The 24,594-nt window shown below is 61.8% G+C and carries 21 protein-coding genes and 1 tRNA gene; 7 read left to right on the plus strand and 15 right to left on the minus strand.

Annotated features, from left to right (window positions below):
- The 6 genes from P9250_RS22535 to P9250_RS22560 all read right to left on the minus strand — a co-directional run bounded on the left by P9250_RS22535 (position 1) and on the right by P9250_RS22560 (position 8,350).
- On the minus strand, positions 1 to 1,023 hold the full coding sequence (locus tag P9250_RS22535) for an adenosine deaminase (RefSeq protein ID WP_310395281.1): 1,023 nt from the start codon (positions 1,021 to 1,023) through the stop codon (positions 1 to 3).
- 42 nt (positions 1,024 to 1,065) lie between these two features.
- Entirely contained in the window at positions 1,066 to 2,082 is a 1,017-nt protein-coding gene (xdhC, locus tag P9250_RS22540) for a xanthine dehydrogenase accessory protein XdhC (RefSeq protein WP_244827396.1), read from the minus strand.
- 36 nt (positions 2,083 to 2,118) lie between these two features.
- Complete coding sequence (gene xdhB / locus P9250_RS22545) at positions 2,119 to 4,482, minus strand: xanthine dehydrogenase molybdopterin binding subunit (RefSeq protein WP_310395283.1); 2,364 nt, start codon at positions 4,480 to 4,482, stop codon at positions 2,119 to 2,121.
- Positions 4,483 to 4,549: 67 nt separating this feature from the next.
- Positions 4,550 to 6,070: a xanthine dehydrogenase small subunit gene (xdhA, locus tag P9250_RS22550; RefSeq protein ID WP_310395285.1), complete on the minus strand. Its 1,521-nt coding sequence runs from the start codon at positions 6,068 to 6,070 to the stop codon at positions 4,550 to 4,552.
- 270 nt (positions 6,071 to 6,340) lie between these two features.
- Positions 6,341 to 6,859, minus strand: a complete 519-nt coding sequence (locus tag P9250_RS22555; RefSeq protein ID WP_244827988.1) for a disulfide bond formation protein B — start codon at positions 6,857 to 6,859, stop codon at positions 6,341 to 6,343.
- A gap of 111 nt (positions 6,860 to 6,970) precedes the next feature.
- Complete coding sequence (locus P9250_RS22560; protein ID WP_310395287.1) at positions 6,971 to 8,350, minus strand: amidase; 1,380 nt, start codon at positions 8,348 to 8,350, stop codon at positions 6,971 to 6,973.
- A gap of 483 nt (positions 8,351 to 8,833) precedes the next feature.
- Here P9250_RS22560 and P9250_RS22565 point away from each other — a divergent pair, with 483 nt between their 5' ends.
- Complete coding sequence (locus P9250_RS22565) at positions 8,834 to 9,205, plus strand: hypothetical protein (RefSeq protein ID WP_250492019.1); 372 nt, start codon at positions 8,834 to 8,836, stop codon at positions 9,203 to 9,205.
- A 153-nt stretch (positions 9,206 to 9,358) separates the two neighbouring features.
- Positions 9,359 to 9,574 carry a hypothetical protein gene (locus tag P9250_RS22570; RefSeq protein ID WP_250508728.1) on the plus strand — a complete coding sequence of 72 codons (216 nt, stop codon included), beginning with the start codon at positions 9,359 to 9,361 and terminating at the stop codon, positions 9,572 to 9,574.
- Here the strand turns inward: P9250_RS22570 and P9250_RS22575 are convergent.
- The 3 genes from P9250_RS22575 to hemN form a co-directional block, all read right to left on the minus strand.
- Positions 9,561 to 10,526 carry a phosphatase PAP2 family protein gene (locus P9250_RS22575; protein ID WP_310395288.1) on the minus strand — a complete coding sequence of 322 codons (966 nt, stop codon included), beginning with the start codon at positions 10,524 to 10,526 and terminating at the stop codon, positions 9,561 to 9,563. The genes P9250_RS22570 and P9250_RS22575 overlap by 14 nt on opposite strands.
- Before the next feature lie 1,005 nt (positions 10,527 to 11,531).
- A complete protein-coding gene (locus P9250_RS22580) occupies positions 11,532 to 12,803 on the minus strand; it encodes an IS256 family transposase (protein ID WP_409014973.1) in 1,272 nt (423 codons plus the stop codon).
- 252 nt (positions 12,804 to 13,055) lie between these two features.
- Positions 13,056 to 14,438, minus strand: coding sequence for an oxygen-independent coproporphyrinogen III oxidase (gene hemN, locus P9250_RS22585; protein WP_310395293.1), 1,383 nt, complete (start codon positions 14,436 to 14,438; stop codon positions 13,056 to 13,058).
- Between the two features lie 143 nt (positions 14,439 to 14,581).
- Here hemN and P9250_RS22590 point away from each other — a divergent pair, with 143 nt between their 5' ends.
- The 3 genes from P9250_RS22590 to P9250_RS22600 all read left to right on the plus strand — a co-directional run bounded on the left by P9250_RS22590 (position 14,582) and on the right by P9250_RS22600 (position 16,422).
- Positions 14,582 to 14,863 carry a YkgJ family cysteine cluster protein gene (locus P9250_RS22590; RefSeq protein ID WP_250492023.1) on the plus strand — a complete coding sequence of 94 codons (282 nt, stop codon included), beginning with the start codon at positions 14,582 to 14,584 and terminating at the stop codon, positions 14,861 to 14,863.
- A 69-nt stretch (positions 14,864 to 14,932) separates the two neighbouring features.
- Positions 14,933 to 15,526 carry a DUF1439 domain-containing protein gene (locus P9250_RS22595; protein ID WP_250508755.1) on the plus strand — a complete coding sequence of 198 codons (594 nt, stop codon included), beginning with the start codon at positions 14,933 to 14,935 and terminating at the stop codon, positions 15,524 to 15,526.
- Positions 15,527 to 15,588: 62 nt separating this feature from the next.
- A complete protein-coding gene (locus tag P9250_RS22600) occupies positions 15,589 to 16,422 on the plus strand; it encodes an undecaprenyl-diphosphate phosphatase (RefSeq protein WP_244827409.1) in 834 nt (277 codons plus the stop codon).
- A gap of 116 nt (positions 16,423 to 16,538) precedes the next feature.
- On the opposite strand, the gene trmB is transcribed toward P9250_RS22600, so the two are convergent.
- The 3 genes from trmB to P9250_RS22615 all read right to left on the minus strand — a co-directional run bounded on the left by trmB (position 16,539) and on the right by P9250_RS22615 (position 18,094).
- A complete protein-coding gene (gene trmB / locus P9250_RS22605; protein ID WP_310395296.1) occupies positions 16,539 to 17,270 on the minus strand; it encodes a tRNA (guanosine(46)-N7)-methyltransferase TrmB in 732 nt (243 codons plus the stop codon).
- Between the two features lie 112 nt (positions 17,271 to 17,382).
- A tRNA-Gly gene (locus P9250_RS22610) sits at positions 17,383 to 17,457 on the minus strand.
- Between the two features lie 76 nt (positions 17,458 to 17,533).
- Positions 17,534 to 18,094: a YggT family protein gene (locus tag P9250_RS22615; RefSeq protein ID WP_244827411.1), complete on the minus strand. Its 561-nt coding sequence runs from the start codon at positions 18,092 to 18,094 to the stop codon at positions 17,534 to 17,536.
- Positions 18,095 to 19,372: 1,278 nt separating this feature from the next.
- On the opposite strand from P9250_RS22615, the gene P9250_RS22620 reads away from it, so the two are divergent.
- Both P9250_RS22620 and P9250_RS22625 read left to right on the plus strand, forming a co-directional pair.
- Positions 19,373 to 19,696 (plus strand): hypothetical protein, encoded by a 324-nt coding sequence (locus P9250_RS22620; RefSeq protein ID WP_284503767.1) that lies wholly within the window; start codon positions 19,373 to 19,375, stop codon positions 19,694 to 19,696.
- A gap of 140 nt (positions 19,697 to 19,836) precedes the next feature.
- The gene (locus P9250_RS22625) at positions 19,837 to 20,802 is read left to right on the plus strand and encodes a threo-3-hydroxy-L-aspartate ammonia-lyase (RefSeq protein ID WP_250463940.1); all 966 of its coding nucleotides are present in this window, start codon (positions 19,837 to 19,839) and stop codon (positions 20,800 to 20,802) included.
- Between the two features lie 36 nt (positions 20,803 to 20,838).
- Here P9250_RS22625 and P9250_RS22630 read toward each other — a convergent pair whose 3' ends face one another.
- The 3 genes from P9250_RS22630 to P9250_RS22640 are packed head-to-tail and all read right to left on the minus strand — an operon-like array spanning position 20,839 to position 24,123.
- Positions 20,839 to 21,507, minus strand: a complete 669-nt coding sequence (locus P9250_RS22630; RefSeq protein WP_250463942.1) for a LysE family translocator — start codon at positions 21,505 to 21,507, stop codon at positions 20,839 to 20,841.
- Positions 21,508 to 21,517: 10 nt separating this feature from the next.
- On the minus strand, positions 21,518 to 22,510 hold the full coding sequence (locus tag P9250_RS22635) for an asparaginase (protein WP_310395299.1): 993 nt from the start codon (positions 22,508 to 22,510) through the stop codon (positions 21,518 to 21,520).
- Complete coding sequence (locus tag P9250_RS22640; RefSeq protein ID WP_310395301.1) at positions 22,507 to 24,123, minus strand: UbiD family decarboxylase; 1,617 nt, start codon at positions 24,121 to 24,123, stop codon at positions 22,507 to 22,509. The genes P9250_RS22635 and P9250_RS22640 overlap by 4 nt, the downstream gene beginning before the upstream one ends.
- Positions 24,124 to 24,594: the final 471 nt, after the last annotated feature.

The raw sequence follows: 24,594 nt of genomic DNA on the forward strand, positions 1-24,594 counted from the left end.
TTACTGCTTCCAGTGCGTGTCCAGGCGCGCGATCATCGCGGCGCGTTCTTCATCGGTGACGAACGAGGCTTCGAGGCTGTTGCGCAAGAGCGTGTAGACCTCGTGATCCGAGAGCTTCAGGGCATCGACGATGGCGAAATAGTTCGCGTTGACGTAGCCGCCGAAGTAGGCGGGATCGTCCGAATTCACCATGACCGCGACGCCCTGATCGAGCAGGTCCTTGAGCGTGTGCTTGGCCATGTCGTCGAACACGCAGAGCTTGATGTTCGAGAGCGGGCAGACCGTGAGCGCAATGCGCGAGTCGGCGAGACGCGCGACGAGCGCCGCGTCTTCGATGCTGCGCACGCCGTGATCGACGCGATCCACCTTGAGCAGATCCAGCGCTTCGTAGACATACGACGGCGGGCCTTCCTCGCCCGCGTGCGCGACGAGCTTGAGGCCGCGTTCGCGCGCTCTCGCGAACACGCGCTCGAACTTCGACGGCGGATGGCCGCGCTCCGACGAATCCAGCCCGACACCGATCAGCCGATGCGCGTATTGGTCGAACAGCGGCAACGCGGCATCGAAGGTGGCGAGCGCGTCTTCCTCGGAAAGATGGCGCAGGAAGCACAGGATGATCTTCGACGTGAGACCACGCTTTTCGCCTTCGGCGAGCGCGCGCTCGATACCGGCCACCGCCGTGTCGATGGAAACGCCGCGTTCGGTGTGCGTTTGCGGATCGAAGAAGATTTCCGTATGCGTGACGTGGTCCGCGAGCGCGCGCTCGACGTAGGCCGTCGTCATGTCGTAGAAGTCTTCCTCGTGCAGCAGCACGCTCGCGCCAGCGTAGTAGATGTCGAGGAACGACTGCAGATCGGTGAAGGCGTAGGCCGCGCGCAAGGCGTCGATGGAATCGTAGGCGAGCGTCACGCCGTTGCGTTTCGCCAGCGCGAAAATCAGCTCGGGTTCGAGCGATCCTTCGATATGGATATGCAACTCCGCCTTGGGCGCGCGCGCAATCTTGTTGGCGAGTGTGGGATTCATGGGCTTGTCTTTGTTGGGGCTGGGACTTCCGCCTGCGGCTAGTCAGGCGGTCTGCTGCGACGACGCAGAAGTGCTGGCGTTGGCTTCGACCGCTTGCAGCAGTTGGGCTGCCGCTGCAACGGCGATCACTTCGGGCGCTTTGTCGACGATGCCGTCTATACCGATCGGACAAACCATCCGGCCGATACGCGCGGGGTCGATCCCGCGCGCCGCGAGCCGGTGCTCGAACTGCTTGCGCTTGGTATGCGAGCCGATCATGCCGAAGAACGCGAAATCGCCACGCGCGAGAATTCGTGCGGCGAGTTCGAGATCCACCGTATGGTTGTGCGTCATCACGATGAAGTACGTACCGGGCCGCGCCTGGTCGATGGCTTCGTCCGGCGCGTCGTTCGGCTCGATGCTCACGTTATCCGGCACGAACTGCGCGGCGGGGAAGGCCGCGTCGCGTTCGTCGACCCAGGTGACGTGACACGGCAAGGTCGCGAGCACGCGCACGAGCGCGGCCCCGACATGGCCCGCGCCGAACAGCACGACCTGGAAGTCGCGCGGTGCGATGGTCTCGGTGAGCAGCGCGCCGCTTTCGTCGAAGCCCGCGCCGTCCCACAGGAGACAGTCGGTGTCTTCGGCGCCCGGTTCGGGGTCGGAGAGCATGACGGCATCGGGCATCGGCGCGAACGAAACGCTGCGCACGGTCGAAAGACCTTGCGCCGTGCGCTTCGCGAGCGACGTCACCCAGTTGAGATCGCCGACATCGAGCCGCTCGAACGACAGAACGACCGCACCGCCGCAGCACTGGCCGAGGCTCGGACCGAGCGCGAAACGCTCGAGCCGCCGCATGTGCGGACGGCGCTGGCCGTCCTTCAGCACTTGCCGGGCGGTTTCGATTGCCTTCCATTCGAGATGGCCGCCGCCGATGGTATAGCGGGCTTCCTCGCGCGTGACGATCATCTTCGTGCCCGGCTCGCGCGGCGCGGAGCCTTCGACACGCGCGACCGTCACGAGCACGACGGCATCGCCGTGCGCGAGCAGGTGTTGCAGGTCGGTCAGCCATACTTGCATCGAGGGGCTCCAGAGTCTTTTGCGTTGTCGCAGGCGTTAGTTTACCGGGGCGGCGGCCGCGCTTTGTGTTACGGATGCATCGAGCGCGTCGAGGATCGCTTCGGGCGTCGCGGGCGCGCGCAACGGCGGTGCGTGAGCGGCATCGGCCGTATTGGCGGCGATGGCCGCGCGGATTGCCAGCAGCACCGAAAACGCCAGCAGCAAGGGCGGTTCGCCGACCGCTTTCGACCGGAAAATCGTCGGCTCGGCGTTGTCGTTGCGATAAAGCGTGGTGTTGAACACGGGCGGCGTGTCGCTGATCGCCGGGATCTTGTAAGTGGAAGGCGCGTGCGTCATCAGGCGTCCGTCGCGGTTCCACCAGAGCTCCTCGGTCGTGAGCCAGCCCATGCCCTGAATGAAGCCGCCTTCCACCTGACCGATGTCGATAGCCGGATTGATCGAGCGCCCGGCGTCGTGCAGCAGATCGGCGCGCAGAAGCTTCCATTCGCCGGTGAGCGTATCGATGACGACTTCGGACACCGCCGCGCCATACGCGAAGTAATAGAACGGATGGCCTTGCAGCGTCCGCGCGTCCCAATGGACTTTGGGCGTGGCATAGAAGCCGTCCGACCACAACTGCACGCGCGCGAGATACGCGGCCGACACGAGTTGCTCGAACGGCATCTGCCCGCCGTTGACCTGCACCACGCCGCCATGAAAGCGCACGTCCGCGGCCGCGCCGCCGAGCTGCTTCACCACGAGTTCCGCCAGACGCGCGCGGATGGTGAGCGCCGCCGCTTCCGCCGCCTTGCCGTTCAGATCGCTTCCCGTCGATGCCGCCGTCGCCGATGTATTCGCGATCTTCGATGTATCCGTCGCTGTCACGCGCACGCGCTGCAAGCCGATGCCGAGCACGCTCGCCACCACCTGCGCGACCTTGGTGTTGAGCCCCTGGCCCATTTCCGTGCCGCCGTGATTCACGAGCACGGAGCCGTCCTTGTAGACGTGCACGAGCGCGCCCGCCTGGTTCAGAAACGGCACGTTGAACGAGATGCCGAACTTGACCGGCGTGAACGCGATACCGCGCTTGAGCACCGCGCTTTTCGCGTTGAACGCGGCGATCTGCGCGCGGCGCGATTCGTATTCGCTCGTTGCGACGAGTTCGTCCGTGAGCGGCGCAATCACGTTATCCGCGACCGGCTGACCATACGGCGTGACATTGCGCTCGTCGATGCCGTAGTAATTCGCGCGCCGCACGTCGAGCGGATCGCGCTTCAACGCATATGCGACTTCGTCGAGCATGACTTCCATGACGAGCGCGCCTTGCGGGCCGCCGAAGCCGCGAAACGCCGTGTTCGACTGCGTGTTGGTCTTGCAGCAAAACGCACGGATATCGACATCGCCGAGAAAGTAGGCGTTGTCGAAATGACAGACGGCGCGCGTCGCGACCGCGCCCGACAAGTCCGCCGAATAACCCGCCCGCAGCGCGATTTCCACGCGCGCGCCGGTGATGCGGCCGTCGTCGTCGAAGCCGCATTCGTATTCGTAGACCGCGTCGTGGCGCTTGCCGGTGATCATGAAGTCGTCGTCGCGATCGGCGCGCAACTTCACCGGACGCTTGAGCAGATGCGCCGCCAGCGAGGCGACGCACGCGAAGACGGCCGACTGCGATTCCTTGCCGCCGAAGCCGCCGCCCATGCGCCGGCATTCGCACAACACGGCGTTGGTCGGCCAGGCGAGCATGTGCGCGACGACTTGCTGCATCTCGCTCGGATGCTGCGTCGAACTATGCACGAGCATGCCGTGCTGTTCTTTCGGGATGGCGTAAGCGACTTGTCCTTCGAGATAGAACTGTTCCTGTCCGCCGACTTCGAATTCGCCAGACAGCCGATGTTTGGCTGCCGCGATTCGTCCGTCCGGGTCGCCGCGCCGCAGATGCAGCGGCGGCAGCACGAACTCCTTGCGCGCTTTCGCTTCGCGCGGCGTGAGCACGGCTTCGAGCGGCTCGTAGCGCACGACGTCTTCGCTTTTCGCGAGCGCGGCGGCGCGGCGCGCGAGATCGTGCGTCTCGGCAATGACGGCGAAGACCGGCTGGCCGAGATACTGCACTTCGTCGACCGCGAGGATCGGGTCGTCGTGCAGAACGGGGCCGCAATTGTTCTCGCCGGGAATGTCGGCGGCGGTGAGTACGGCGACGACGCCGGGCGCGGCGCGCACCGCGTCGAGATCGAGCGAGACGATGCGCGCGTGCGCATGACGCGACAAGCCGAGCGCCGCGTGCAGCGTGCCGCGCAATTCGGCGATGTCGTCGGTGTAAATGGCTTCGCCGCTCACATGCAGCGCCGCGGACTCGTGCGGCAGCGAGGCGCCGGCGGCGTCGAGCGCGGCATCGAGCTGGATAGGTTCGCTGGCCTTGTTCATCGCGGGTCCTTTTGGACGCTGGCGCGCAGTGGCGTGTTCGCGGCGATCGGGATCGGGAAGGGCCGCGTCATGACGCCTCGATCCCGTGTGCGCCGAACGCAAACGCGTTGAGTTCCGCGAGCGCGAGCGGCGCGTCGCGGCGCGTTTCCAGATAGAAGCGCCACAGCACGTTGCGCGCCACCTTCGCCCGATACGCGCTCGACGCGCGCATGTCGCTGAGCGGCTGAAAGTCGGTATCGAGCGCGGCCATCGCGGCGCGGACGCTGGCTTCGGACCATTCGCGGCCGGTCAGCGCGGCTTCGGCGGCGGCCGCGCGCCTGGGCGTCGCGGCCATCCCGCCGAACGCGATGCGCGCGCTTGCAACGCGGTTGTCGTCGGCCAAACGAATGGCGAACGCCGCGCACACGGCGGAGATGTCCTGGTCGTAACGCTTGCTGACCTTGTACGTGCGAAACCGCAAGTCGGCCGATGCGCGCGGCACGCGAATCGCCGCGACGAATTCGCCCGCTTCGAGCGCGGTTTTTTGATAGCCGAGGTAGAAGGTATCGAGCGGCATCGTGCGCGTACGCTCGCCTTTTTGCAGCACGATTTCGGTATTCAGCGCGATGAGCGCGGGCATGGAATCGCCGATCGGCGAGCCGTTCGCGACGTTGCCGCCGAGCGTGCCCGCATTGCGGATAGGCCGCGAGGCGAAGCGCGTCCACAGTTCCGCGAGTTCGGGGTAATCGGCGGTCAGCGCGGCGTAAGCCTCTTCGAGCGATACGGCCGCGCCGATGGTCAGCGTCTCGGCATCGCGCTCGATGTGCTTCAGTTCATCGACGTTGCCGATAAACAGCACGTCGCCGAGATCGCGAAATTGCTTCGTGACCCACAAGCCGACATCCGTGCTGCCCGCAAGCAGACGTGCATTCGGATTCGCTGCACGCAGGCGCGCGAATTCAGCGCGCGTGACGGGCGCGGTGAACGCGGGCGTGCCAAAAGCCGCGCCGCGTGCGTCCGGCGCGCGATATTCGAACGTAGCCGAACGGCGCAGCGAAGCCAGCGCGTCTTTGAGCGCGGCACGATCGAAGGCGGGACGCGGATAGTCGAACATGCGCTCGGCGGCATCCACTATCGGCCGATACCCCGTGCAGCGGCACAGATTGCCCGAGAGCGCGGCGTTGATCTCATCGCGCGAAGGCGGCCCGGCTTCGGGCGGATGCGCGTGATACAGCGCCCACAGCGACATGGCGAAACCCGGCGTGCAGAAGCCGCACTGCGAGCCGTGGCAATCGACGAGCGCCTGCTGCACGGGATGCAGCGCGCCGTCTTCGGCGCGCAGGTTTTCGACGGTGAAGAGCGCGCGCGAATCGAGCGTCGGCAGGAATTGAATGCAGGCGTTGACCGCCTTGAGCGCGAGTTCGCCGCTGGCGTCCAGCTCGCCCACGACGACCGTGCAGGCGCCGCAATCGCCCTCGGCACAGCCTTCCTTGGTGCCGGTGCAAAGGTCTTCCTCGCGCAGATGCTGAAGCACCGTGCGCGTGGCGGGCGCGTCGCCGATTTCACGAACGGCGCCGTGGTGAAGGAAGCGGATGGTTTGCGTTGTCATGAGCGACTCGGGGACATTGCGGACCGGGCGCGCGTTACGCGGTTTCCGCCTGCTTCATGGGTTGCCGTCGAATTCGACGCTGGCTGCCTTTGAACAGACGGACTGCGCGCACGTAGATCGCCATCCAGCCACGACCTTAACATCCCAATATCTCAAAAAGATTGTCGGGACCGTATCCAGATTATGCGGATGTGCTGATGCGAGGAAGAGGCAAGACGCGCGGGCCGTGTAAAAGCCCGCGCCGGGGAAGGGGGATGAAACGTGGCGGAATTAGCGCGCGGCGGCGCGCAGCTTGCGTTTCAGACGCAGACTGCCGCCGACGAGCAGGAAAATCACCCCGAAGGCGATCAGCGACCATTGCGGCAGCGAGATCCCGAGAATGGGCGGATAAGGCGTCTCGCACAGGCCTGCGACCTTGAACACTTGCGGCAGCCAGCGTGCGGGCGGCAGGTTGTCGACGATGGGCTGAAGCGCGTCGAAACCGCAACTGAAGCCGGGATGCGACTGCACGTAGACATGGCGCAGCGCCGTCGCGACGCCGCCGAGCGCGGAGATCACCACCAGCAATTCGAGCAGCGCGACGCCGCGCCAGCCGCGCATTCCCGCGCCGAGAAAGGCGAACACGGCGATCAGCACAAAGAAGTAGCGCTGAATGATGCAAAGCGGGCAAGGGTCTTCGCCCTGGAAGAACTGCAGATACAACGCTCCGCCAACGAGCGCGAGACTCACGAACCCGAGCAACACGAGCAAGCGCTTCTCGCGGCCGAGGGAGCGGTCGTCCTGATGCATCGTAAAGTGATTTAGATGGTTGTTCATTTGTTTCGCAACGATTCGAGAAAGAAGCACCTGAGTTGCGGGAGATCGCGGAGGAATTCTAGCGCGAACGTCCGGCGCGAAACATTAGCGCGTCGTATCGAGCACCGCTTCGACTGCCCGGCCGATGGAGAGCAGCGTGTCGTCCGCGTGCGGCGCGCCCGCGAGCATGAGCCCCACGGGCGCCTCGCCACGCCGATGACAGGGCAGCGACAGCCCGCAGGCATCCAAAAAATTGAAGGTCGTGGGATTGCGCAGGATGAGCGCGTTCGTGCGCGTGAAGAGATCGTCGTCCTGTTCCAGCTCGGCGATACGCGGCGGCAGAACCGGTACCGTCGGGCAAAGAATTGCGTCGAAACGCTGCCACAGTGTCGTGCGCGCTTCGTCGATCATCGCGGCGCGCGCTTCGCACAGGTCGATGTAATCCGCCGCGCTCGCCGACTCGGCGCGCAGCAGACGAGCGAGCACGCGCGGATCGTACTCGGCGGCGTGATCGGCGAGCAGCTTGCGATGCCACGCATATGCTTCGATGGCGACGAGACTGAAGCGGCTGATGTCCGGCAGACGATCGAGCGGCCCGAAGCGCACGTCTTCCACGAGCGCGCCCGCCGCCGACAGATGATTGATGGCCGTATCGACGGCGCTGGCAACGGCGGGATCGAGGCCGTCCGTCACGTAATTGGTGAGCACACCGAGGCGCACGCCTTCGAGCGGACGCGTGGCGGGCACATCGGGTTCGCGGCCAGCGAGAATGCGATCGACTAGCGCGCAACACGCGACCGAGACGCCTATCGGCCCGAACGAATCGAGCGATTTGGACAGCGGCACGCCGCCTTGCCTCGGAATGCGGCTGGCGGTGGGTTTGAAGCCGGTGAGGCCGCACATCGTGGCGGGGATGCGGATGGAGCCGCCGGTGTCGGTGCCGAGCGCGATGGCGGCCATGCCGTCCGCCACCGATGCCGCCGCGCCTGACGACGAGCCGCCCGCGATGCGTTCGTCGCCCGGCACGTTTGCGCGATACGGCGAGTGCGGCGTGCCGAAGTGCGGATTCAGGCCAAGCCCGGAGAACGCGAACTCGCTCATGTTGGTGCGCCCGACGATCACGCCGCCTGCGCGGCGCAGGCGCGCGACGCTCACGGCATCGGCTTGGGCGGGCGCGGTGCTGGCGAGCGCGCGGGAGCCGGCGCGCGTGACTTGCCCTTCGATATCGAAGAGATCTTTCACGGAAACGGGGATGCCCGCGAGCGGCGAAAGCACGGTGCCGGCGCGGCGCAGCGCGTCGAGGGCATCGGCGGCGGCGCGGGCGTGGGCGGCATCGACATGCGTGAAAACGATGGAACCTTGACCGGCCGGATTGGCGATACGTTCGAGCGCGGATTCGACGAGTGCGCGACTGCTGGTGCGACCGCTTTTCAGATCGGCGGCGAGATGGGCTAGCGGGGCAAACTGCGGCGAAGTGGTTGGCATGGCGTCAGGCAGTGGCATTGCCGAATGCGAAACGCGCGTGACGTGCGATGCGCGCTTGAGGCACTCGGGCGGCGCGACGATGGGCTTCTTGTGCGGAGGTCCATCGGCGAGTGAATGGATGGGCGGTGGGGGCCCGGGGTGGGTGTCATTCTAAGCCAGGGTGGGGGGAAATACTTGGGGGATGGTTTTGTTGAGGCGCGGGCAGGTGGTTTGATGGTAGGTGCTCGATAGATGGATGTGGGCGTGGAAGTTGGAGATTTTTTGCTGACGGGGTTTGAAATTCGAGGTGTCTCTGTTTTGCCTTTTTGTGATAGAGGCTTTGCGACCCTAAGCCGCCATTCAAATTCCCTAAAAAGCTGCCGTTGAAGGGGTGTAAATTACTTTCACAGCCGTTACGTCCGCAGGACTTCTTACGTATGTCATTGACTAGAAACTATGCGACACGCTTCTGGAGTTGGATTTGTCGGGATCTCGCTAGCGTACATGGTTGCCATTGATGCCTACTGCACTACAAACGGAATCAACTTCTGGCCCGAACTGGCACTCTGGTGGATGCCTCAGGTGCTCGCGCTAGGCACCGCGTTACTGTTTAGACCGCCCATCGAGTTACTTGGCGGCGTCGCGCTCGCGTACGGTACATTCACGGCGATCGCGCATGTCTGGAGCACATTTACGCTGGGCTGGGCGGGTTACTTGGTATGTATGTTTGGCGCGTGCACGGGCATTGTGATTGCCGCATTTCGAAATCTGCCACGCATTACGCCACACCCAGCGATCGCTGCTCGCGACGGTTTCTGTTTTGCCGGGCTAGGCATTGCTCTGAACGTCTTGGTTTTGCATGTTCTGTTCCATTAGCCTAGGCACCGCACCGTTCTTGACTTAGCACAAACCTTCACGGACTTGAAGTGCTTTCGGCAATACGAGTTTGGTCGAAACTGGCCAACAATCTTATAGTGCAATATAGAAACGAAGTGAAAGAACAAGAGCACAATCGAACGCACACGAGCCATGAACTTCTTTAAGTTTATCGGGACTATTCTGTCTTTCGTTGCCAGCCTCTACCCTTTTGGATTGTTGGCACGGCTGCACGGCATCCGGCTACGATTCCTCGCCGAAGCGGCAAAGGTCAGGCTGGATTCGATCTTTACCAATCTTGTTAGCAATCGGTTGTCGGTTGCTAAGTCGGTCACTAAACGTCCACTGCTAAAGCTCACCGGTCATTGAAGAAACCTTCAAAACGCCGATCGTTGATCAACAGAATAACCATCAGTGCCAATATTATTCCCCCGGCGATGTCGCAAAGATAGTGGCCGCCTTGCGTCGGCGTCGAGACAATCATAAACGTATTTAGAACGAAGGAAGCAAGAGCAAATCCGGGGATCCGCCTCAATGAATAGGCAAACAGGATAGCCATTGCCGTATGCATTGACGGCATCGATACAAGCCCTTGGGGATTAGTTAAGTCAATGGTACGGAGCGCGCCTTCACGGAGGGGGAAAAATGTAGAGACAGTTTCCGACGTGCCTGGTTCCATGATGTGAAAATGCAGGAAGGCGCTCGCAGCAGGAAATGCCGTCGCGATTGCGAGGCAGGTAAATGTCGCGACCATCAAGCGTGCAACGTGCTTTATTAGTTCGACCCTGCGTCCCGTAAGTCCGAGAATCACAGGGACAGTGATCATCTGCACCAGACCACTGCCGTACGCCAAACTGAGCACGAAGAGCAACACTGGATGATGTCGCACCCACCGATAGCAGGTGAGCCAGTCGAATCCAACTGCCTGGTCTATCTTGACTAGCCGGTCATCAATCAACGGTGCCCCAATGGCCGCCGAAAGATGGCTCGATACGCTGGCTGCCGTGCAGAATGCGGCGAGAGCGATCATCCATCGCCCGGTGAACGCGAGGTCTCGCAGCCGCGTTATCCACGCCTCGTTCCCGGCATGCACAGTCCTGGTTCGGTAACTTGTCCAGCAGATGACAAAGACAAGTGCACTGAATGCCGCGAGCGCATGTGACGATGCGCCAAACGCAATGTGAAGACCGGATGCGCGCAGCCAGAGTAAATCGGCGAGCACAATTGCGCCGATTACCAACCATGCTGCCAAATATGACGTCAGCGCTCTGAACGGGTTCTTCGAGTGTTCGCTGATGATTGCGTTTTGCGATATGTCCATTTTCTAACCGAGACAATGAGTCGGCGACTTTGCGCGTGCGACGCTGTCACTGGTTTTATCGACACGCTTCGCAAAGATCTTTAGGCTTCAATCGCGGCGACGTTTGGATTTACGTATCACTCAGTAGATGAACAATCTCGAATGCTCGTAGACCAGGCCAACGTTTAGTCCGGGTGCAATGACGGTATAAATGACCTGACAGTCGGCCAACGACCCTATGTCCAGACCGTAGCCGTCCGATTCGGAAGCGCCATCCAGAAACGGTTCTCGACATTAGGCGGACGTCCGTTTTTGCCGACCAGAGCGCAAGGATGATCTCCTGCGTGCGCTCGTTACAGACGTGCTAGGGACCCGACCCACCGCGATCTGGGACAAGCGGCCGAAGCGCATCTTCTCGGGGCAGTTCTGCCGGAGCATCGCCGGCAAGTCCATAAACCTCGATACCACTTAATAAACCTGCGCTCTCGAATATGAATATCCCGGCTGGCGCATCGTCCGGACCGAACAAAAAGTCCCCGAGGATGTTTAGGCCCAGTGGGGCGGGTTCGCGACCCTTCAATTGGAAATTGATGGACCCGCAGCCGCAGGGGCAGCGCCACGGCGTCACCTCCGCAACTGCGAGTTGTTCAATAAACGCTCGCGCCGTCGGCCCGCCGTGCTCAAGCATCCAACGAGCGAGCGACATCTCTGACACAGACAGCGGACGGTTCGTTTTTAGAGAATTCATAGAGTAAGAGTTCAGCTGGCGACGCCAGTCTAGTAGGCCGGGTAAGGTGGAAAGTGTCGTCGTGGAGTCAAAAATTGTCGACGATTTTCGCCGGTCTGTCGAACGGCCGGTTGTGGCCGATCGCAGCCGTTCCCGCTAAATCATCCAGTCGATCCCGCAAGGTCAACCCGGGAGTTCAAATATGCGAGGTTCGCGAGAACACGGCCGTTTTCTTGACTTGCTCGTTCTGGATTCTCGTCGGGTCGTCCGCATTTTTGTGTGCGAGGCGGTTAGCGGAGTCACCCGCGTGCGTTGGTAAAACGCTCTCCAAACAGGATGGCAAACTGGTTCATCGCGGACGACCAGTCGAACGCCGCGCGTACTGACTTTGCCAGCACGTTGCGCAATGCCAGCCACAGCAGCTTGATGGCGGCCTCGTCATTGGGGAAGTGGCCGCGTGTCTTGATGATCTTGCGTAGTTGCATGTTCAGACTCTCAATGGCGTTGGTGGTGTAGACGACACGGCGTATGTCCGGCGGAAACACGAAAAACGGTGTGACGTTCTCCCACGCCCGTCGCCACGACTGCACGATAGTCGGATACTTCGCACCCCACGGGCCTTCGGCAAAGGCCTCCAGGGCCTGCTGAGCGGCCTGTTCACTCGCGGCGGCATAGACCGGCCGCAGCGCTGCGGCCACGCTCTTGCGGTCCTTGTAGCTGGCGTACTCCAGACTGTTGCGGATCAGATGCACGATGCAGGTCTGCACGGCCGTACGCGGGTACGCCGTGCCAATTGCCTCAGCCAGACCCTTCAGGCCGTCGACCACCGCGATCAGGATGTCCTGGCAGCCCCGGGTCTTCAGTTCGTTGAACACTTTCAGCCAGAACTTCGCCCCTTCGGTCTGTTCGATCCACAGGCCGAGCACATCGCGCTGGCCGTCGGCCTGAATGCCCAGCGCCAGATACACCGCCTTGTTGCTCACCACGCCGTCGCCACGGATCTTCACACGCAGCGCGTCGAAGAACACCACCGGGTACATCGGCTCAAGCGGACGGCTTTGCCAGGCGAGCGCTTCAGCCATGACTTCGTCGGTGACCGAGCTGATGAAATCGGGCGAAACCTCGGTGCCATAGGCTTCGGCCAGAAACGCCTGGATCTCGCGCACACTCATGCCGCGCGCGTACATGGCGATGATGCGCTCGTCGAAACCGGTAAAACGGCGCTCGTGTTTCGGAATCAGGATGGGTTCAAAACTGCCGTCACGATCACGCGGCAGATCGACCCTGAGCGGGCCATAATCGGTGATGAGCGTCTTGCCGCTGGCGCCGTTACGTTCGTTGTCCTGGCCGTCGGGTTTCGGCTGCCCCGCCAGGTAGCCCAGATGCATCTTCATCTCGGCGCCCATCGCGCGCTCGATGAGTGCCTTGTTGAACGCCAGCATCAGGTCCTGGACCTCGGTGGGCGTCATCGGGCCTTTGACCAGGTCATCCAGCAGACCTTCCGGAAGGGCAGGCAGCGGCCCTCGGGCCGCTGTCTGAGAAGCGACGGTGCGTTTCTTCTTCATCGGCATATCCATGACTTTTACCTCTCATAATATGCCTCGCCCACAGAATTACGAATAGGTCCGAGCCGACGCCCGAATGTCCCATCGAAGACCCCCATGGACGGCAGTTTGTGGCCGATCGCAGCCATTCCCGCTAAATCATCCAGTCGATCCCGCATAGTCAAACCGGGATTCAAATATGCGAGGTTCGCAAGAGCACGGCCGTTTTCCTAAATTGCTTGTTCTGGATTCTCGTTTTCGATCGCCAATCGCCCCCACTCAAACCATCCGCGAAAACCGCTTCACACTCGCCTGCCCGAGATAAGCATCAAACACAGAAGCCACGTTCCGCACCAGCATGCGTCCCGCAGGCAACACCCGAATCCCGTCGCGTCCAATCTCAACAAGCTCATCATCGACCATAGCCTCAAGCCGCGTGAGTTCATCGGCGAAAGTGCTTTCAAACGCAATGCCATGCACCCGCTCGATCTCATCGAACCGCAGCCCACCACCGCACATCAACCGCATGATGACATCACGCCGCAGAAGATCATCGGCCGACAGCCGCACCCCACGCGCAATGGCAAGCCGTCCATCGTCGATAGCAGCCGCATACTCATCCACACCACGCGCATTCTGTGCGTAGACATCGCCGATCTTTCCAATCGCCGAAGCCCCGATCCCAATCAAATCACAATCCCCACGCGTGCTATATCCCTGAAAATTCCGCTGAAGCGTCCCGTCCGCGAGCGCGAGAGAAAGTTCATCACCGGGTAACGCAAAATGATCCATGCCGATATAAACATACCCCGCGTCGCTCATGCGCTTGATCACGCGCCCGAGAATCGCAAGCCGCACGGCAGGCGAGGGCAGCGCGGATTCATCGATCTGCCGCTGCATCTTGAACAGCGCCGGCATATGCGCATAACCAAACACCGAGACACGATCCGGCGCGAGCGCGATCATCGCATCGAGCGTGCGCGCAAAACTCTCGACGCTCTGATGAGGCAAGCCATAAATCAAATCGACGCTAATCGACTTGAAGCCATTTCGCCGCGCCGCCTGCATGACGCCTTCGGTCATCGCATAAGGCTGCACGCGGTTGATCGCCCGCTGCACACGTTCGTCGAAATCCTGCACGCCCAGACTCAGCCGATTAAAGCCAAGCTCACGCAGCACACCAATCGTTTCCGCCGATGCCTCGCGCGGATCGACTTCGATCGAATACTCGGCGCGATCGTCGGATACGAGGTTGAAGTGCTCGGCGGTCGCGGCCATCAACTCCGTCATCTCGGCGTGCGAGAGAAACGTGGGCGTGCCGCCGCCCCAATGCAGTTGCGTCACGGGACGGCGGGTATCGACAAGCGCGGCGTGCATCGCAAGTTCGCGCTTCATGCGGTCGAGATACGGCCGCGCATGCGCGCGATTTTTCGTCGCGACCTTGTTGCAGCCGCAATAGAAGCAGACGGTGTCGCAAAACGGAATGTGGAAGTAGAGCGATAGATCGGCGGCCGGATCGGCTTTCATTGCCGCCTCGCAGTAATGCTTCGGGTCGAAGGAATCGATGAACTGGACGGCGGTCGGATAGGACGTGTAGCGCGGACCGTGCGCGTCGTAACGTTCGAGGAGATCGGGGCGGAAGAAGGTATTCGAGGATGTCATAACGGACCTTGGGCTTGCGCACGAGTGTAAAAGCGCGAGGCGCGCGGCAATTGCGAGATAAGGTCGCAGTACGGCTTCCGGGTTTGACGAAACGCAAACTTCAGGCGTGGGACAATGCGGTTTTACGCTTTTGAGCCAATGTCATGTCGACTGCTTCGAGCGCGCCGCATGCGTGCCGCGAAGGGTGCGGTGCGTGCTGCATCGCGCCTTCCATTACGAGTCCGATTCCGGGGATGCCAAACGGCAAGCCGGCCGGCGAACGCTGCGTGCAACTCGGCGATGATCTGCGTTGCGCGATTTTCGGCGATCCGCGCAGACCGGCTTGTTGCGGCGGGTTGCAGGCTTCGGCGGAGATGTGTGGAGAGACGCGGGAGTTTGCGCTCGCGTGGATCGCCAAACTTGAAGTCGCCACGCAACCGCATTGAAGTTCAGTGGTCCAATGACCGGTTTTTAGCCTCACCGCTTTTCACAGTTCAGCCCCCGGAGACTCCCGCATGTCCAACCCCGTCGCGCTAACCCGGCGCCGGTTCCTGCTTGCCACGCTCATCGCCTTGCCGGCGCTTGACGCGTCATCGGTGACGCAAGCAGCTTCGAATTCCATCTTCCCGTTCATTCCGGATCACTACACGTTCTCTCAGCAGCAAGTCCAGGAAGCCGTCGCGCGCAAGTTTCCATTGCAACGCACGATCTCGCAGATTGTCGATGTCGTGTTGAGCAATCCCGTCATCGGCATGGCGCCTGATCGTAATCGCGTAACCGTGCATGTCGATGCGCGCTTCACCACGCCCTTCATGCCCAACCCCGTCAACGGCGCATTCACGCTCTCGACGCAACTCGGCTATGACGCGCAAAGCCGCTCGGTGATCCTCGTCTCGCCAAGCGTCGATGATTCGCAGTTCTCAGGGGACGCCGCGCAATACAATCAGCAGATCGCTGCCGCCGGTGCCATGCTCGCGGCGCAATTGCTCGAACGGTATCCCATCCACACCTTCAAACCCGAAGAATTGCAGTTCGCCGGCGTTTCTTACGAACCCGGTACAATCACAGTCCTTACAAACGGCATACGTGTTCAGATCGTCGAAAAATAAGTCGAAATCTTGGCGCGGGGTGCTCCACACGAACGGCGATAACAGCGAAAAAGGGCTGACGGATGGACTGGATATTGATGGTGAAGGCGCTCGTTCTGGGCGTCGTGGAAGGGTTGACCGAATTTCTGCCGGTCTCGAGCACCGGACATCTGATCGTCGCAGGCAGTCTCCTGAATTTCACCGACGCGCAGGCTAAAACCTTCGATGTCGTCATTCAGTTCGGCGCGATTCTCGCCATCTGCTGGGAATATCGCAAAAAAATCGGCTCGGTAGTCACCGGTTTGCCGTCACGGCCGGACGCGCGGCGCTTCACGCTCAACGTGATCATCGCGACCATTCCGGCCATCGCCCTCGGTCTTTTGTTCGAGAAAAGCATCAAGGCGGTGTTGTTCTCGCCGGTGCCGGTTTCGGTGGCGCTGATTGTGGGCGGCATCGTCATTTTGTGGGCGGAAGCGCGTCAGCGTGACCGCGCCGCCGCGCCGCGCGTGACTTCCATCGACGACCTCTCTTACTCCGACGCCCTCAAGGTCGGATTAGCGCAATGTTTCGCGCTGATTCCGGGCACGTCGCGCTCGGGAGCGACGATCATCGGCGGCATGCTGTTCGGACTCGAACGCCGCGTGGCCACGGAGTTCTCATTCTTTCTGGCGATTCCGATCATCTTCGGCGCAACGCTCTACGAAATGGCGAAGTACTGGCGCACGCTGACCGTGAACGATCTCGGGCTCTTTGCAATCGGGCTCGTGGCGGCGTTCGTGAGCGCGTTTATCTGTATTCGATGGCTGCTGCGTTACGTCGCCTCGCACGATTTTTCGGCGTTCGCGTGGTATCGCATCGGCTTTGGCTTGTTGATTCTGATTGTCGGTTATAGCGGCGGTTTGAGTTGGGCTGACTGAAAGTCACGCACGCTTTCTGGCGGGAGTTGAACCCCACGTCTTTCTAGAGCGTGGGGTTTTGTTTTTTGGACGTGACTAAATGTCCGCGTCTCGATTCAAAGGCAGATCGATCGTCTTCAAACGCGGCGGAACAGCAAGTCCCAAACGCCATGACCGAGATTTAATCCGCGTTTCTCGAACTTGGTCACCGGACGATAATCCGGGCGCGGCGCATAACCATCGGAGGTATTTTGAAGCGCGGGTTCGGCGGACAGCACTTCGAGCATTTGTTCGGCATAGTTTTGCCAGTCGGTCGCAAGATGCACATAACCGCCCGGTTTCAAGCGCGACACGAGCAAAGCCACGAACTTCGGTTGAATCAGCCGCCGCTTGTGATGCCGCGCCTTGTGCCACGGATCGGGGAAATAAATGTGTACGCCATCCAGACTAGCCGGCGCGATCATGTGTTCGAGCACTTCCACGGCGTCGTGCTGAAGAATTCGCAGGTTGCCGAGCCCTTGTTCGCCAATCAGCTTCAGCAAGGCGCCCACGCCCGGCTCGTGCACTTCCACGCCGATGAAGTCGTCGCCCGGACGCTTGGCCGCGATTTCCGCTGTTGTCCCGCCCATGCCGAAGCCGATTTCCAGCACGCGCGGCGCTTCGCGTCCGAACACGGCTGACCAGTCGGCGACTTGCGCGTCATACGGCACGATGTAACGTGGTCCGAGTTGATCGATGGCGCGCTGCTGGCCCGGCGACACGCGGCCCGCGCGCGTCACGAAGCTGCGGATGCGGCGATGGCGCAGCGTGGAGGTTTCGTCGGCGGGAGCGCTAGACGACGTGGCGTCGTCCTGGAAATCGTGATTCATGGCGAGAGCAGAGTGCGTGACTAACGCGGCGCGGCTGGCGAATCCGCACGCGTGCAGAGCGTGGAAACTAAAAAGCCGCCCGGACAACGACAGGCGGCTTTCTCGGCGATGCTGGAGCGGGCGATGGGAATCGAACCCACGTCTGTAGCTTGGGAAGCTACGGTAATGGCCATTATACGACGCCCGCGTGAGCCCGCTATTTTAAGCGGCGGCGCGGCACAGCGCAATTGCTGCCCCGGCGCCGGCCACCATGCGCGACTCGTTCAGATGCCGAACAAGGTCATCGAAACGGCGAGACGCGTGACCACCATCAACAATACCTGCACGATGACGAACAGCAGGATCGGTGACAAATCGATGCCGCCCAAGCGCGGCAAAATGCGTCGCAGGGGATCGAGAAACGGCGCGGTGATCTGAAACAAAAGCGGCATGGCCGGCGATTGCGGATTGAGCCACGAAAGCAGCGCCATCAGAATCGTCATCCAGATGATGAGGTTCAGCGCCCACTTCACGACGGTGAGCAGGGCGACGAGCAGGATCATCGGCATCATGAGCGTCGGATCGACGTTGGCCAGCACGACCATCAAAGTCACATAGACGAGCGAAGCGATGAACGCGGCGAGAATGCTCGCCCAGTCGATCTTGCCGCCGGGCAGGATCTTGCGCAGCGGCAGCACGATCCAGTTGGTTGCCTGCATCACGCCGTTCGAGACCGGGTTATAGGGCGGCATGCGCACGACCTGCATCCATGCGCGCAGCAAAAGCGCCGCGCCGAACAGAGTGAAGACGGTATTAAGCAGAAAACGGGCGATCTCGCCGAACATCTCGGTTCCTCGATGAAGCCGCACAGGGTTCGAACCTGCGCTGGATAGGGTGAGCGAAGCTAAGGGAAGGCGACGGCCGGGCCACTCGCCGCGAAAAGATGCGCAGGTGCGTAATCGATAAGTCTTGCGCCGCGCGATAACCCGCCAACAAGCGAAGCTTCGATGCCGACCTTGATCGTCGTTCGTTCTCGACTGACTCGTCCTGCGGACACGGCGGCTTTTCTGCGCCTTGCTTCCCCGCCCACCGGATAAGCTCGGTGGGGCGCCGGACGTCACCTTAACATGGCTTGACGGCGGCTTGGGCGCGTTGTCGCACAAGGCGCGGCCGTTTGAGGTTCCGCGGCTTGAAAGGCGCATGCAAGGACCGTTCGCGAACCTGTAGGAAAGGGTTTCTCGCGACGGAAAACCCTAGTGTTGTCAATTCGAGACGATCGCAAAAGGCGCGTTTTACGTAAAACTGGCAGGATAGGGAAACGAAAAGCGAAACGGGTTACATAGAAAAGCCAGGGATTCTTCTGGGCAACGAGGCGTAAAGCTGGCCGGAAAAGCACAAGCAGCCGAGGTCTTCGGAACCATTTCCCGCTTTTGTCTGAAAGCCCGCGAGTCTTAACGCCGAATGTGGTTCAACACACACCGATCGAAAGGCTTGGGTTCTATCCCGCACATTGATGCACGGACAGGGCGCGAATACTAAAGAAAAGACGGATCAACAGGGAAAACGGTGGCGCGAAAAAGCGCACGGTTTTCCGTGAGGTTTAATCGCTACGTTCGGAGGTCGCTGTGAGCATATTCTCTTATCGAAAACATTTGCGATTCTTGAGCCAGGCCCAGCGGCGTCGCTGGTGGGATCAGAAAAAGCGTCTAACGCCTCGGGTGGTCATCAGCGGGGCATACGTGCCGCCGAATGTTTCGCGCGAATTCGCTTATGTGAAGGTGGGTTGAAGCGTCGTCGCGTTTCGAACTTTGTGTTTGCAAAGCCCCGCCTGATCGATTGCCCGGCGGGGCTTTTCTTTGCATTTGTAAATGTCGTTACTTACTGGGCAGCGAAAGTCCGGTCGCGGGACTTTTGCTGATCGAAAGGCACGCCGGACGGCCGACTCGCGTGGGCGCGCACGTTCTAGCCTTTCCAGAAGCGTAAGAAAACTTGCAATTTGCAACATATGGTTCCAGCGGCGTTTGGCCTTTTTCGATAGATTGAAGCCATACCGTCGTTTGTCGTGCCGTACGGATCGGCAGCAGGCGGCGAGGAGAACGAAGGTGAAAAGGCTCGCTTATTGGATGGTTGCAGGGGCGCTGGGTGTCGGCATTGCCGGCGCTGCACAGGCGCATGTTTCGGTGGGCATCGGGATCGGGGTTCCCGCGTATCCGGTTTATCAGGCGCCGCCGCCGCCGGTTTATGTCGCGCCGCCCGCGCCGGTGTACGTAGCGCCGCAGCAGCCGGTGTATGTTGCGCCGCCGCCGCCCGTGGTCTATGCGCCGCCGCCTCCGGTCGTCGTCGGAAGTTATGGTTACGGCTACTACGGTCGCCCTTACTATCATCACGGCTACTACCGGGGCGGTCCCGGCTACTATCGGGGCGGTCCGGGCTACTGGCACCGCTAATCGACAATTCGGCTGTCGAATCTTCTGGCGATGCATGTCCCCAAGCGGACCTGCATCGCTTTTTTCATTGCGGCATCGCTTTTCAGAAGCGCGTCATAACTGGGACAATGACGGCTCTCCTCACCCCTCGTCCTCGTCCCATGTCCTCACTTCCCGCACCTACCTTCGAAGACGTCGCCGATGCCGCTCGCCGCATCGAAGGCGTCGCGCATCGCACGCCGGTTCTCACGTCCACCACGGCCGACGCCATGTCGGGCGCGTCGCTCTTCTTCAAATGCGAAAACTTCCAGCGCATGGGCGCGTTCAAGTTTCGCGGCGCCTATAACGCGTTGTCCCATTTCGACGATGCCCAGCGCAAAGCCGGCGTTATCACGTACTCGTCGGGCAATCATGCGCAGGCCATCGCGTTGTCGGCGAAGCTCGCGGGCATCCGCGCGACCATCGTCATGCCCGAAGACGCGCCTGCCGCGAAGATGGCCGCGACGCGCGGCTATGGCGGCGAAGTGATCACCTACGATCGCTATACGCAGAACCGCGAGGAAATCGGCCGCGCGCTCGCAGAGGAACGCGGCATGACCCTGATCCCGCCATACGATCATCCACATGTGATCGCGGGGCAGGGCACGGCGGCAAAGGAATTGATCGAAGAAACCGGACCGCTGGATTACCTGTTCGTCTGCCTCGGCGGCGGCGGGCTGATCGGCGGATGCGCTCTCGCCGCTGCCGCGCTCAGCCCGTCGTGCAAGGTGATCGGCGTTGAGCCGGAAGCGGGCAACGACGCGCAGCAGTCACTCGCGCGCGGCGAGATCGTGCATATCGAAGTGCCGCGCACGATCGCCGATGGCGCCGCTTCCACGCACGTTGGCGAATACAACTTCCCGATCATCCAGCGTCATGTGGACAGCATCGTCACCGTGAGCGACGCCCAGTTGATCGACACGCTGCGCTTTTTCGCGCAACGCATGAAGATGGTCGTCGAGCCGACCGGCTGTCTGGCCGCCGCGGCGGTGCTGCAGAAAGTGGTGCCGGTGGAAGGCAAGCGCGTGGGTGTGATCGTGAGCGGCGGCAACGTCGATCTGGCGCGTCTGGCGGAGTTCGTCGCCTGACGTGGGCTCGCTCATCGCGCGAAAGGCACGCGCCGCTCAAACCGGCGCGTGCACGATCAGATCGCGGTAACCATTGACGGTCACGCTGTACGCGAAATAAGCGAATAGCACGGCCGAAAGCACATGACACGCGCGCAGCAGGCTCGTGCCCGCGCGCTTGCGGCCGTGGCTCGCCAGCGTGCAGACGAAGAGCGTCCAGCCGAGCCCGCCGCAAAAGAAGCCGATCAGGAACACGGACGCGCTCATCGCGCTGGTCGCGCCGGCTTTGGCGATCAACGCGCCGCCCACGGCCGCGAACCAGAGAATCGCACTTGGCGACGACACCGCGAGCAAACAGCCACGCACGAAACTCTTCGCATGACTTTGGCGTGGCAGACGGTCGTCGGCTTCGCCTTCGACAGGCGGCGCGGATGCGGGATTCAGCGCCTCGCGTGCCATCTTCCACGTGAGGAACAGAAGCACGATCGCCCCGCCGATCCACACGACCCATCGCACGGCCGCGAATTGCAGAAGCGCCGACATGCCGGCCAGCGCGAGCGCCGCGTAGAAGAGATCGCCGAAACAGGTCCCGAGGCCGAGCACGAATCCTGGTTTGAAGCCGTGCGACAGCACGAGCGAAATGATCGCGACATTGGCAATGCCAATATCCAGACACAGCGACAACGACAAAAAGAAGCCGTCGGACAGCAGGGACCACGAGTGCATCGTCTTTTTTTTAGTGATCGCGTAGCGCGAAGTGGATGTCGAGGCGGCCGGTCGATACGCCGACCGTGTTGCGCATTGGCGGGTGGCGAAAGCGTGCGAGCGCGCCAAGCTGCTCGTCCGTGCCTATGCCAAGCCGTTCGAGTACATGCACGACGACCGCGTTGAGCACGCCGGTGTTGCCGTCTTCCACCTTCACCGCGATGCCGAGTGTGCCTTCGGGGCGCCGGACGCCAATGGCGTAGCACGCGTCCGCGCCGGTCTTGCCGACGAGCGTGCCGCCGAAGGTTTGCATCAGCAGCGTACAGAAGCGGCCTTCGCCGGCGACGAGTTCGGGATGCGCCGTCATCGCCTCGTAGATACGCGCGAGCGGCGTACCGTCCGGCGCATCGGCGATTTTTGCGAAGAGCCGCGCGAGGCGATCGAGCGGGAAGGCGGGCGTCGGCAGATTGCAGCCGTCGATGGCCCATTGCACTTCGTCGTCGGCGAGATCAACGACGCGCGCCATCGTCCGCTTGACCCACGCCTGCAGCGGATGCGCGGGCAGATGATAACCGTCGAGCGGCGCATTCATGGCGCGCGCGCCGGCCAGCATGCCGGCGTGCTTGCCGGAACAATTGCTGCACACGGGCGTCGGCATGAAATCGCGTTTGATCCAGTCGCGGAAGACGGCATCGGAAATGGGCGGATGGCCGCCGCAGCGAAGATCGGCTTCGTTTGCTTCGGCTTTCGCGAGCATCGCCCGCGCGCGCTCGATATGACGCGGCTCGCTGTTATGCGACGCGCACATCAACGCCAGATCTTCTTCGCTGAAGCCGAAGCGCTCGAGCGCGCCGGTTTCGAGCACGGCCAACGCCTGCGCGGGTTTCGCCGCCGAGCGTGGCAAGGTCACGCGATATGGATCGCCGAACGAATGCAGCACGCGCCCGGATGCATCGACCACCGCGACATGCGCCGCATGCGTGTTCTCGATGACATCGCCACGAAAAACCGTCGCCCCGATCATGCTTTTCTCGCCGATGACAACGTGTCGAGGCCGAGTTCGCTCCACAACGTATCGACGCGGCGCTTGACGGCTTCGTCCATGACAATCGGGCGGCCCCATTCGCGCGTGGTCTCGCCGGGCCATTTGTTGGTCGCGTCGAGTCCCATCTTCGAGCCGAGCCCCGCCACGGGCGACGCGAAGTCGAGATAGTCGATCGGCGTGTTGTCCACGAGCACGGTATCGCGCACGGGGTCCACTCGCGTCGTGATCGCCCAGATGACTTCCTTCCAGTCGCGCACGTTCACGTCTTCATCGACCACGACGATGAACTTCGTGTACATGAACTGCCGCAGGAAACTCCATACGCCGAACATCACGCGCTTGGCGTGGCCGGGATAGCTCTTCTTCATCTGCACGATGGCCATGCGATAACTGCAGCCTTCTGGCGGCAGATAGAAGTCCGTGATCTCGGTGAACTGCTTCTGGAGGAGCGGCACGAAGACTTCGTTGAGCGCGACGCCGAGCACGGCCGGTTCGTCGGGCGGCTTGCCGGTATAGGTCGAATGGAAGAGGGCGTCGCGCCGCATGGTGATCTTTTCGACGGTGAAGACCGGGAACCACTCCTGTTCGTTGTAGTAGCCGGTGTGATCGCCGTACGGACCTTCGAGCGCGTGTTCGTATTTCGCGGATGCCCCCGCGGACGGACGCGGCGGCGCGCCCGCGGGCGCAGGCGGCGGCGCGCCGTCTTGCGGATGGATGAAGCCTTCGAGCACGATCTCCGCGCGCGCCGGCACTTGCAGCGTGTCGACGCCAGGCGTCAGGCACTTCGCCAGTTCAGTGCGCGAGCCGCGCAGCAGCCCCGCGAACTGATACTCGGACAATGAATCGGGCACCGGCGTGACGGCGCCGAGGATCGTCGCGGGATCGGCGCCGAGCACGACCGCCACGGGATACGGCTTGCCGGGATTGGCAAGCGCGAATTCGCGAAAGTCGAGCGCGCCGCCGCGATGAGCGAGCCATCGCATGATGAGTTTATTGCGTCCGATCAGCTGTTGCCGATAAATGCCGAGATTCTGCCGCGACTTGTTGGGGCCGCGCGTGACGGTGAGGCCCCAGGTGAGCAGCGGGCCGGCGTCGCCGGGCCAGCAGGTTTGGATCGGCAAGCGCGCGAGATCGACATCGTTGCCTTCCCAAACTATTTCCTGGCAAGGCGGCGAATTCACCGACTTCGGCGCCATGTCCCAAACGGCCTTGGCAAGCGACAACAGCTTGCCCGCGTCCTTCAAACCCTTGGGCGGCTCGGGCTCCTTGAGCGCCGAGAGTAGCCGGCCAACATCGCGCAGCGAGCCGAGCGCGGCGGTGTCGCTGCCGAGGGCCGTATCGTCGCCGCTCTGCGCTTGCGTTTCGATACCCATGCCGAGCGCCACCCGGCGCGTCGTGCCGAAGAGGTTCGCAAGCACGGGCATGGAATGTCCCGTTGGCGTTTCGAACAACAGGGCAGGGCCGCCCGCGCGCAATACGCGATCGGAAATTTCGGTGATTTCGAGAACGGGGGAAACGGGCTGCCGAACACGGCGCAGTTCACCTAGCGCTTCGAGGCGGGCGGTGAAGTCGCGCAGATCTTTGTATTTCATCGATGATCAGAAAGGGACTCGAGGACGGCCCAGAAGGGCGGGACGGCTGCGCGCCAGACGATTGTCGATTTTACATGCGCTCGCGTCGGTGCGTTCGGAGACATTCAGCAAATTCCGCTTCCAATGCCCCAACTGGCGCGGTTTTCGGCAACTGAACACTGTTCGTTATTACTTTAAGTAATTGAAACGGAAGTCTATAGCATTGACGGATGATTAAAGCCTGCTAGAATCCTTTGCCATCCTTTGCGGGTTTTGAAACTTTTTACCGCTGCCTCAGGTCTTTTAGACGCACATGCGTCGCCTGCGCCGAACCTGCCCGGCGATTCATGGCTGTTGGTTGTCACGGCCGGCGTTACCAGCGCCGGTTTTTCGCGTGGAAAGCCTCTGCGCATTCATGGCATGCAGTTCGTGCCGCGCACTCCGGTCAACTTTTTAACCGGCGGCTTTCCAGACGGCTCCATGCCGTTTCCC

The organism is Caballeronia sp. LP006 (assembly GCF_031450995.1).
Classification (GTDB): Bacteria; Pseudomonadota; Gammaproteobacteria; order Burkholderiales; family Burkholderiaceae; genus Caballeronia.

Coding starts and splice junctions, on each gene's coding strand:
- P9250_RS22535 (WP_310395281.1), bottom strand. CDS start 1,023: ATGAATCCCACACTCGCCAACAAGATTGCGCGCGCGCCCAAGGCGGAG.
- xdhC (WP_244827396.1), bottom strand. CDS start 2,082: ATGCAAGTATGGCTGACCGACCTGCAACACCTGCTCGCGCACGGCGAT.
- xdhB (WP_310395283.1), bottom strand. CDS start 4,482: ATGAACAAGGCCAGCGAACCTATCCAGCTCGATGCCGCGCTCGACGCC.
- xdhA (WP_310395285.1), bottom strand. CDS start 6,070: ATGACAACGCAAACCATCCGCTTCCTTCACCACGGCGCCGTTCGTGAA.
- P9250_RS22555 (WP_244827988.1), bottom strand. CDS start 6,859: ATGCATCAGGACGACCGCTCCCTCGGCCGCGAGAAGCGCTTGCTCGTG.
- P9250_RS22560 (WP_310395287.1), bottom strand. CDS start 8,350: ATGCCAACCACTTCGCCGCAGTTTGCCCCGCTAGCCCATCTCGCCGCC.
- P9250_RS22565 (WP_250492019.1), top strand. CDS start 8,834: ATGGTTGCCATTGATGCCTACTGCACTACAAACGGAATCAACTTCTGG.
- P9250_RS22570 (WP_250508728.1), top strand. CDS start 9,359: ATGAACTTCTTTAAGTTTATCGGGACTATTCTGTCTTTCGTTGCCAGC.
- P9250_RS22575 (WP_310395288.1), bottom strand. CDS start 10,526: ATGGACATATCGCAAAACGCAATCATCAGCGAACACTCGAAGAACCCG.
- P9250_RS22580 (WP_409014973.1), bottom strand. CDS start 12,803: ATGCCGATGAAGAAGAAACGCACCGTCGCTTCTCAGACAGCGGCCCGA.
- hemN (WP_310395293.1), bottom strand. CDS start 14,438: ATGACATCCTCGAATACCTTCTTCCGCCCCGATCTCCTCGAACGTTAC.
- P9250_RS22590 (WP_250492023.1), top strand. CDS start 14,582: ATGTCGACTGCTTCGAGCGCGCCGCATGCGTGCCGCGAAGGGTGCGGT.
- P9250_RS22595 (WP_250508755.1), top strand. CDS start 14,933: ATGTCCAACCCCGTCGCGCTAACCCGGCGCCGGTTCCTGCTTGCCACG.
- P9250_RS22600 (WP_244827409.1), top strand. CDS start 15,589: ATGGACTGGATATTGATGGTGAAGGCGCTCGTTCTGGGCGTCGTGGAA.
- trmB (WP_310395296.1), bottom strand. CDS start 17,270: ATGAATCACGATTTCCAGGACGACGCCACGTCGTCTAGCGCTCCCGCC.
- P9250_RS22615 (WP_244827411.1), bottom strand. CDS start 18,094: ATGTTCGGCGAGATCGCCCGTTTTCTGCTTAATACCGTCTTCACTCTG.
- P9250_RS22620 (WP_284503767.1), top strand. CDS start 19,373: ATGGTTGCAGGGGCGCTGGGTGTCGGCATTGCCGGCGCTGCACAGGCG.
- P9250_RS22625 (WP_250463940.1), top strand. CDS start 19,837: ATGTCCTCACTTCCCGCACCTACCTTCGAAGACGTCGCCGATGCCGCT.
- P9250_RS22630 (WP_250463942.1), bottom strand. CDS start 21,507: ATGCACTCGTGGTCCCTGCTGTCCGACGGCTTCTTTTTGTCGTTGTCG.
- P9250_RS22635 (WP_310395299.1), bottom strand. CDS start 22,510: ATGATCGGGGCGACGGTTTTTCGTGGCGATGTCATCGAGAACACGCAT.
- P9250_RS22640 (WP_310395301.1), bottom strand. CDS start 24,123: ATGAAATACAAAGATCTGCGCGACTTCACCGCCCGCCTCGAAGCGCTA.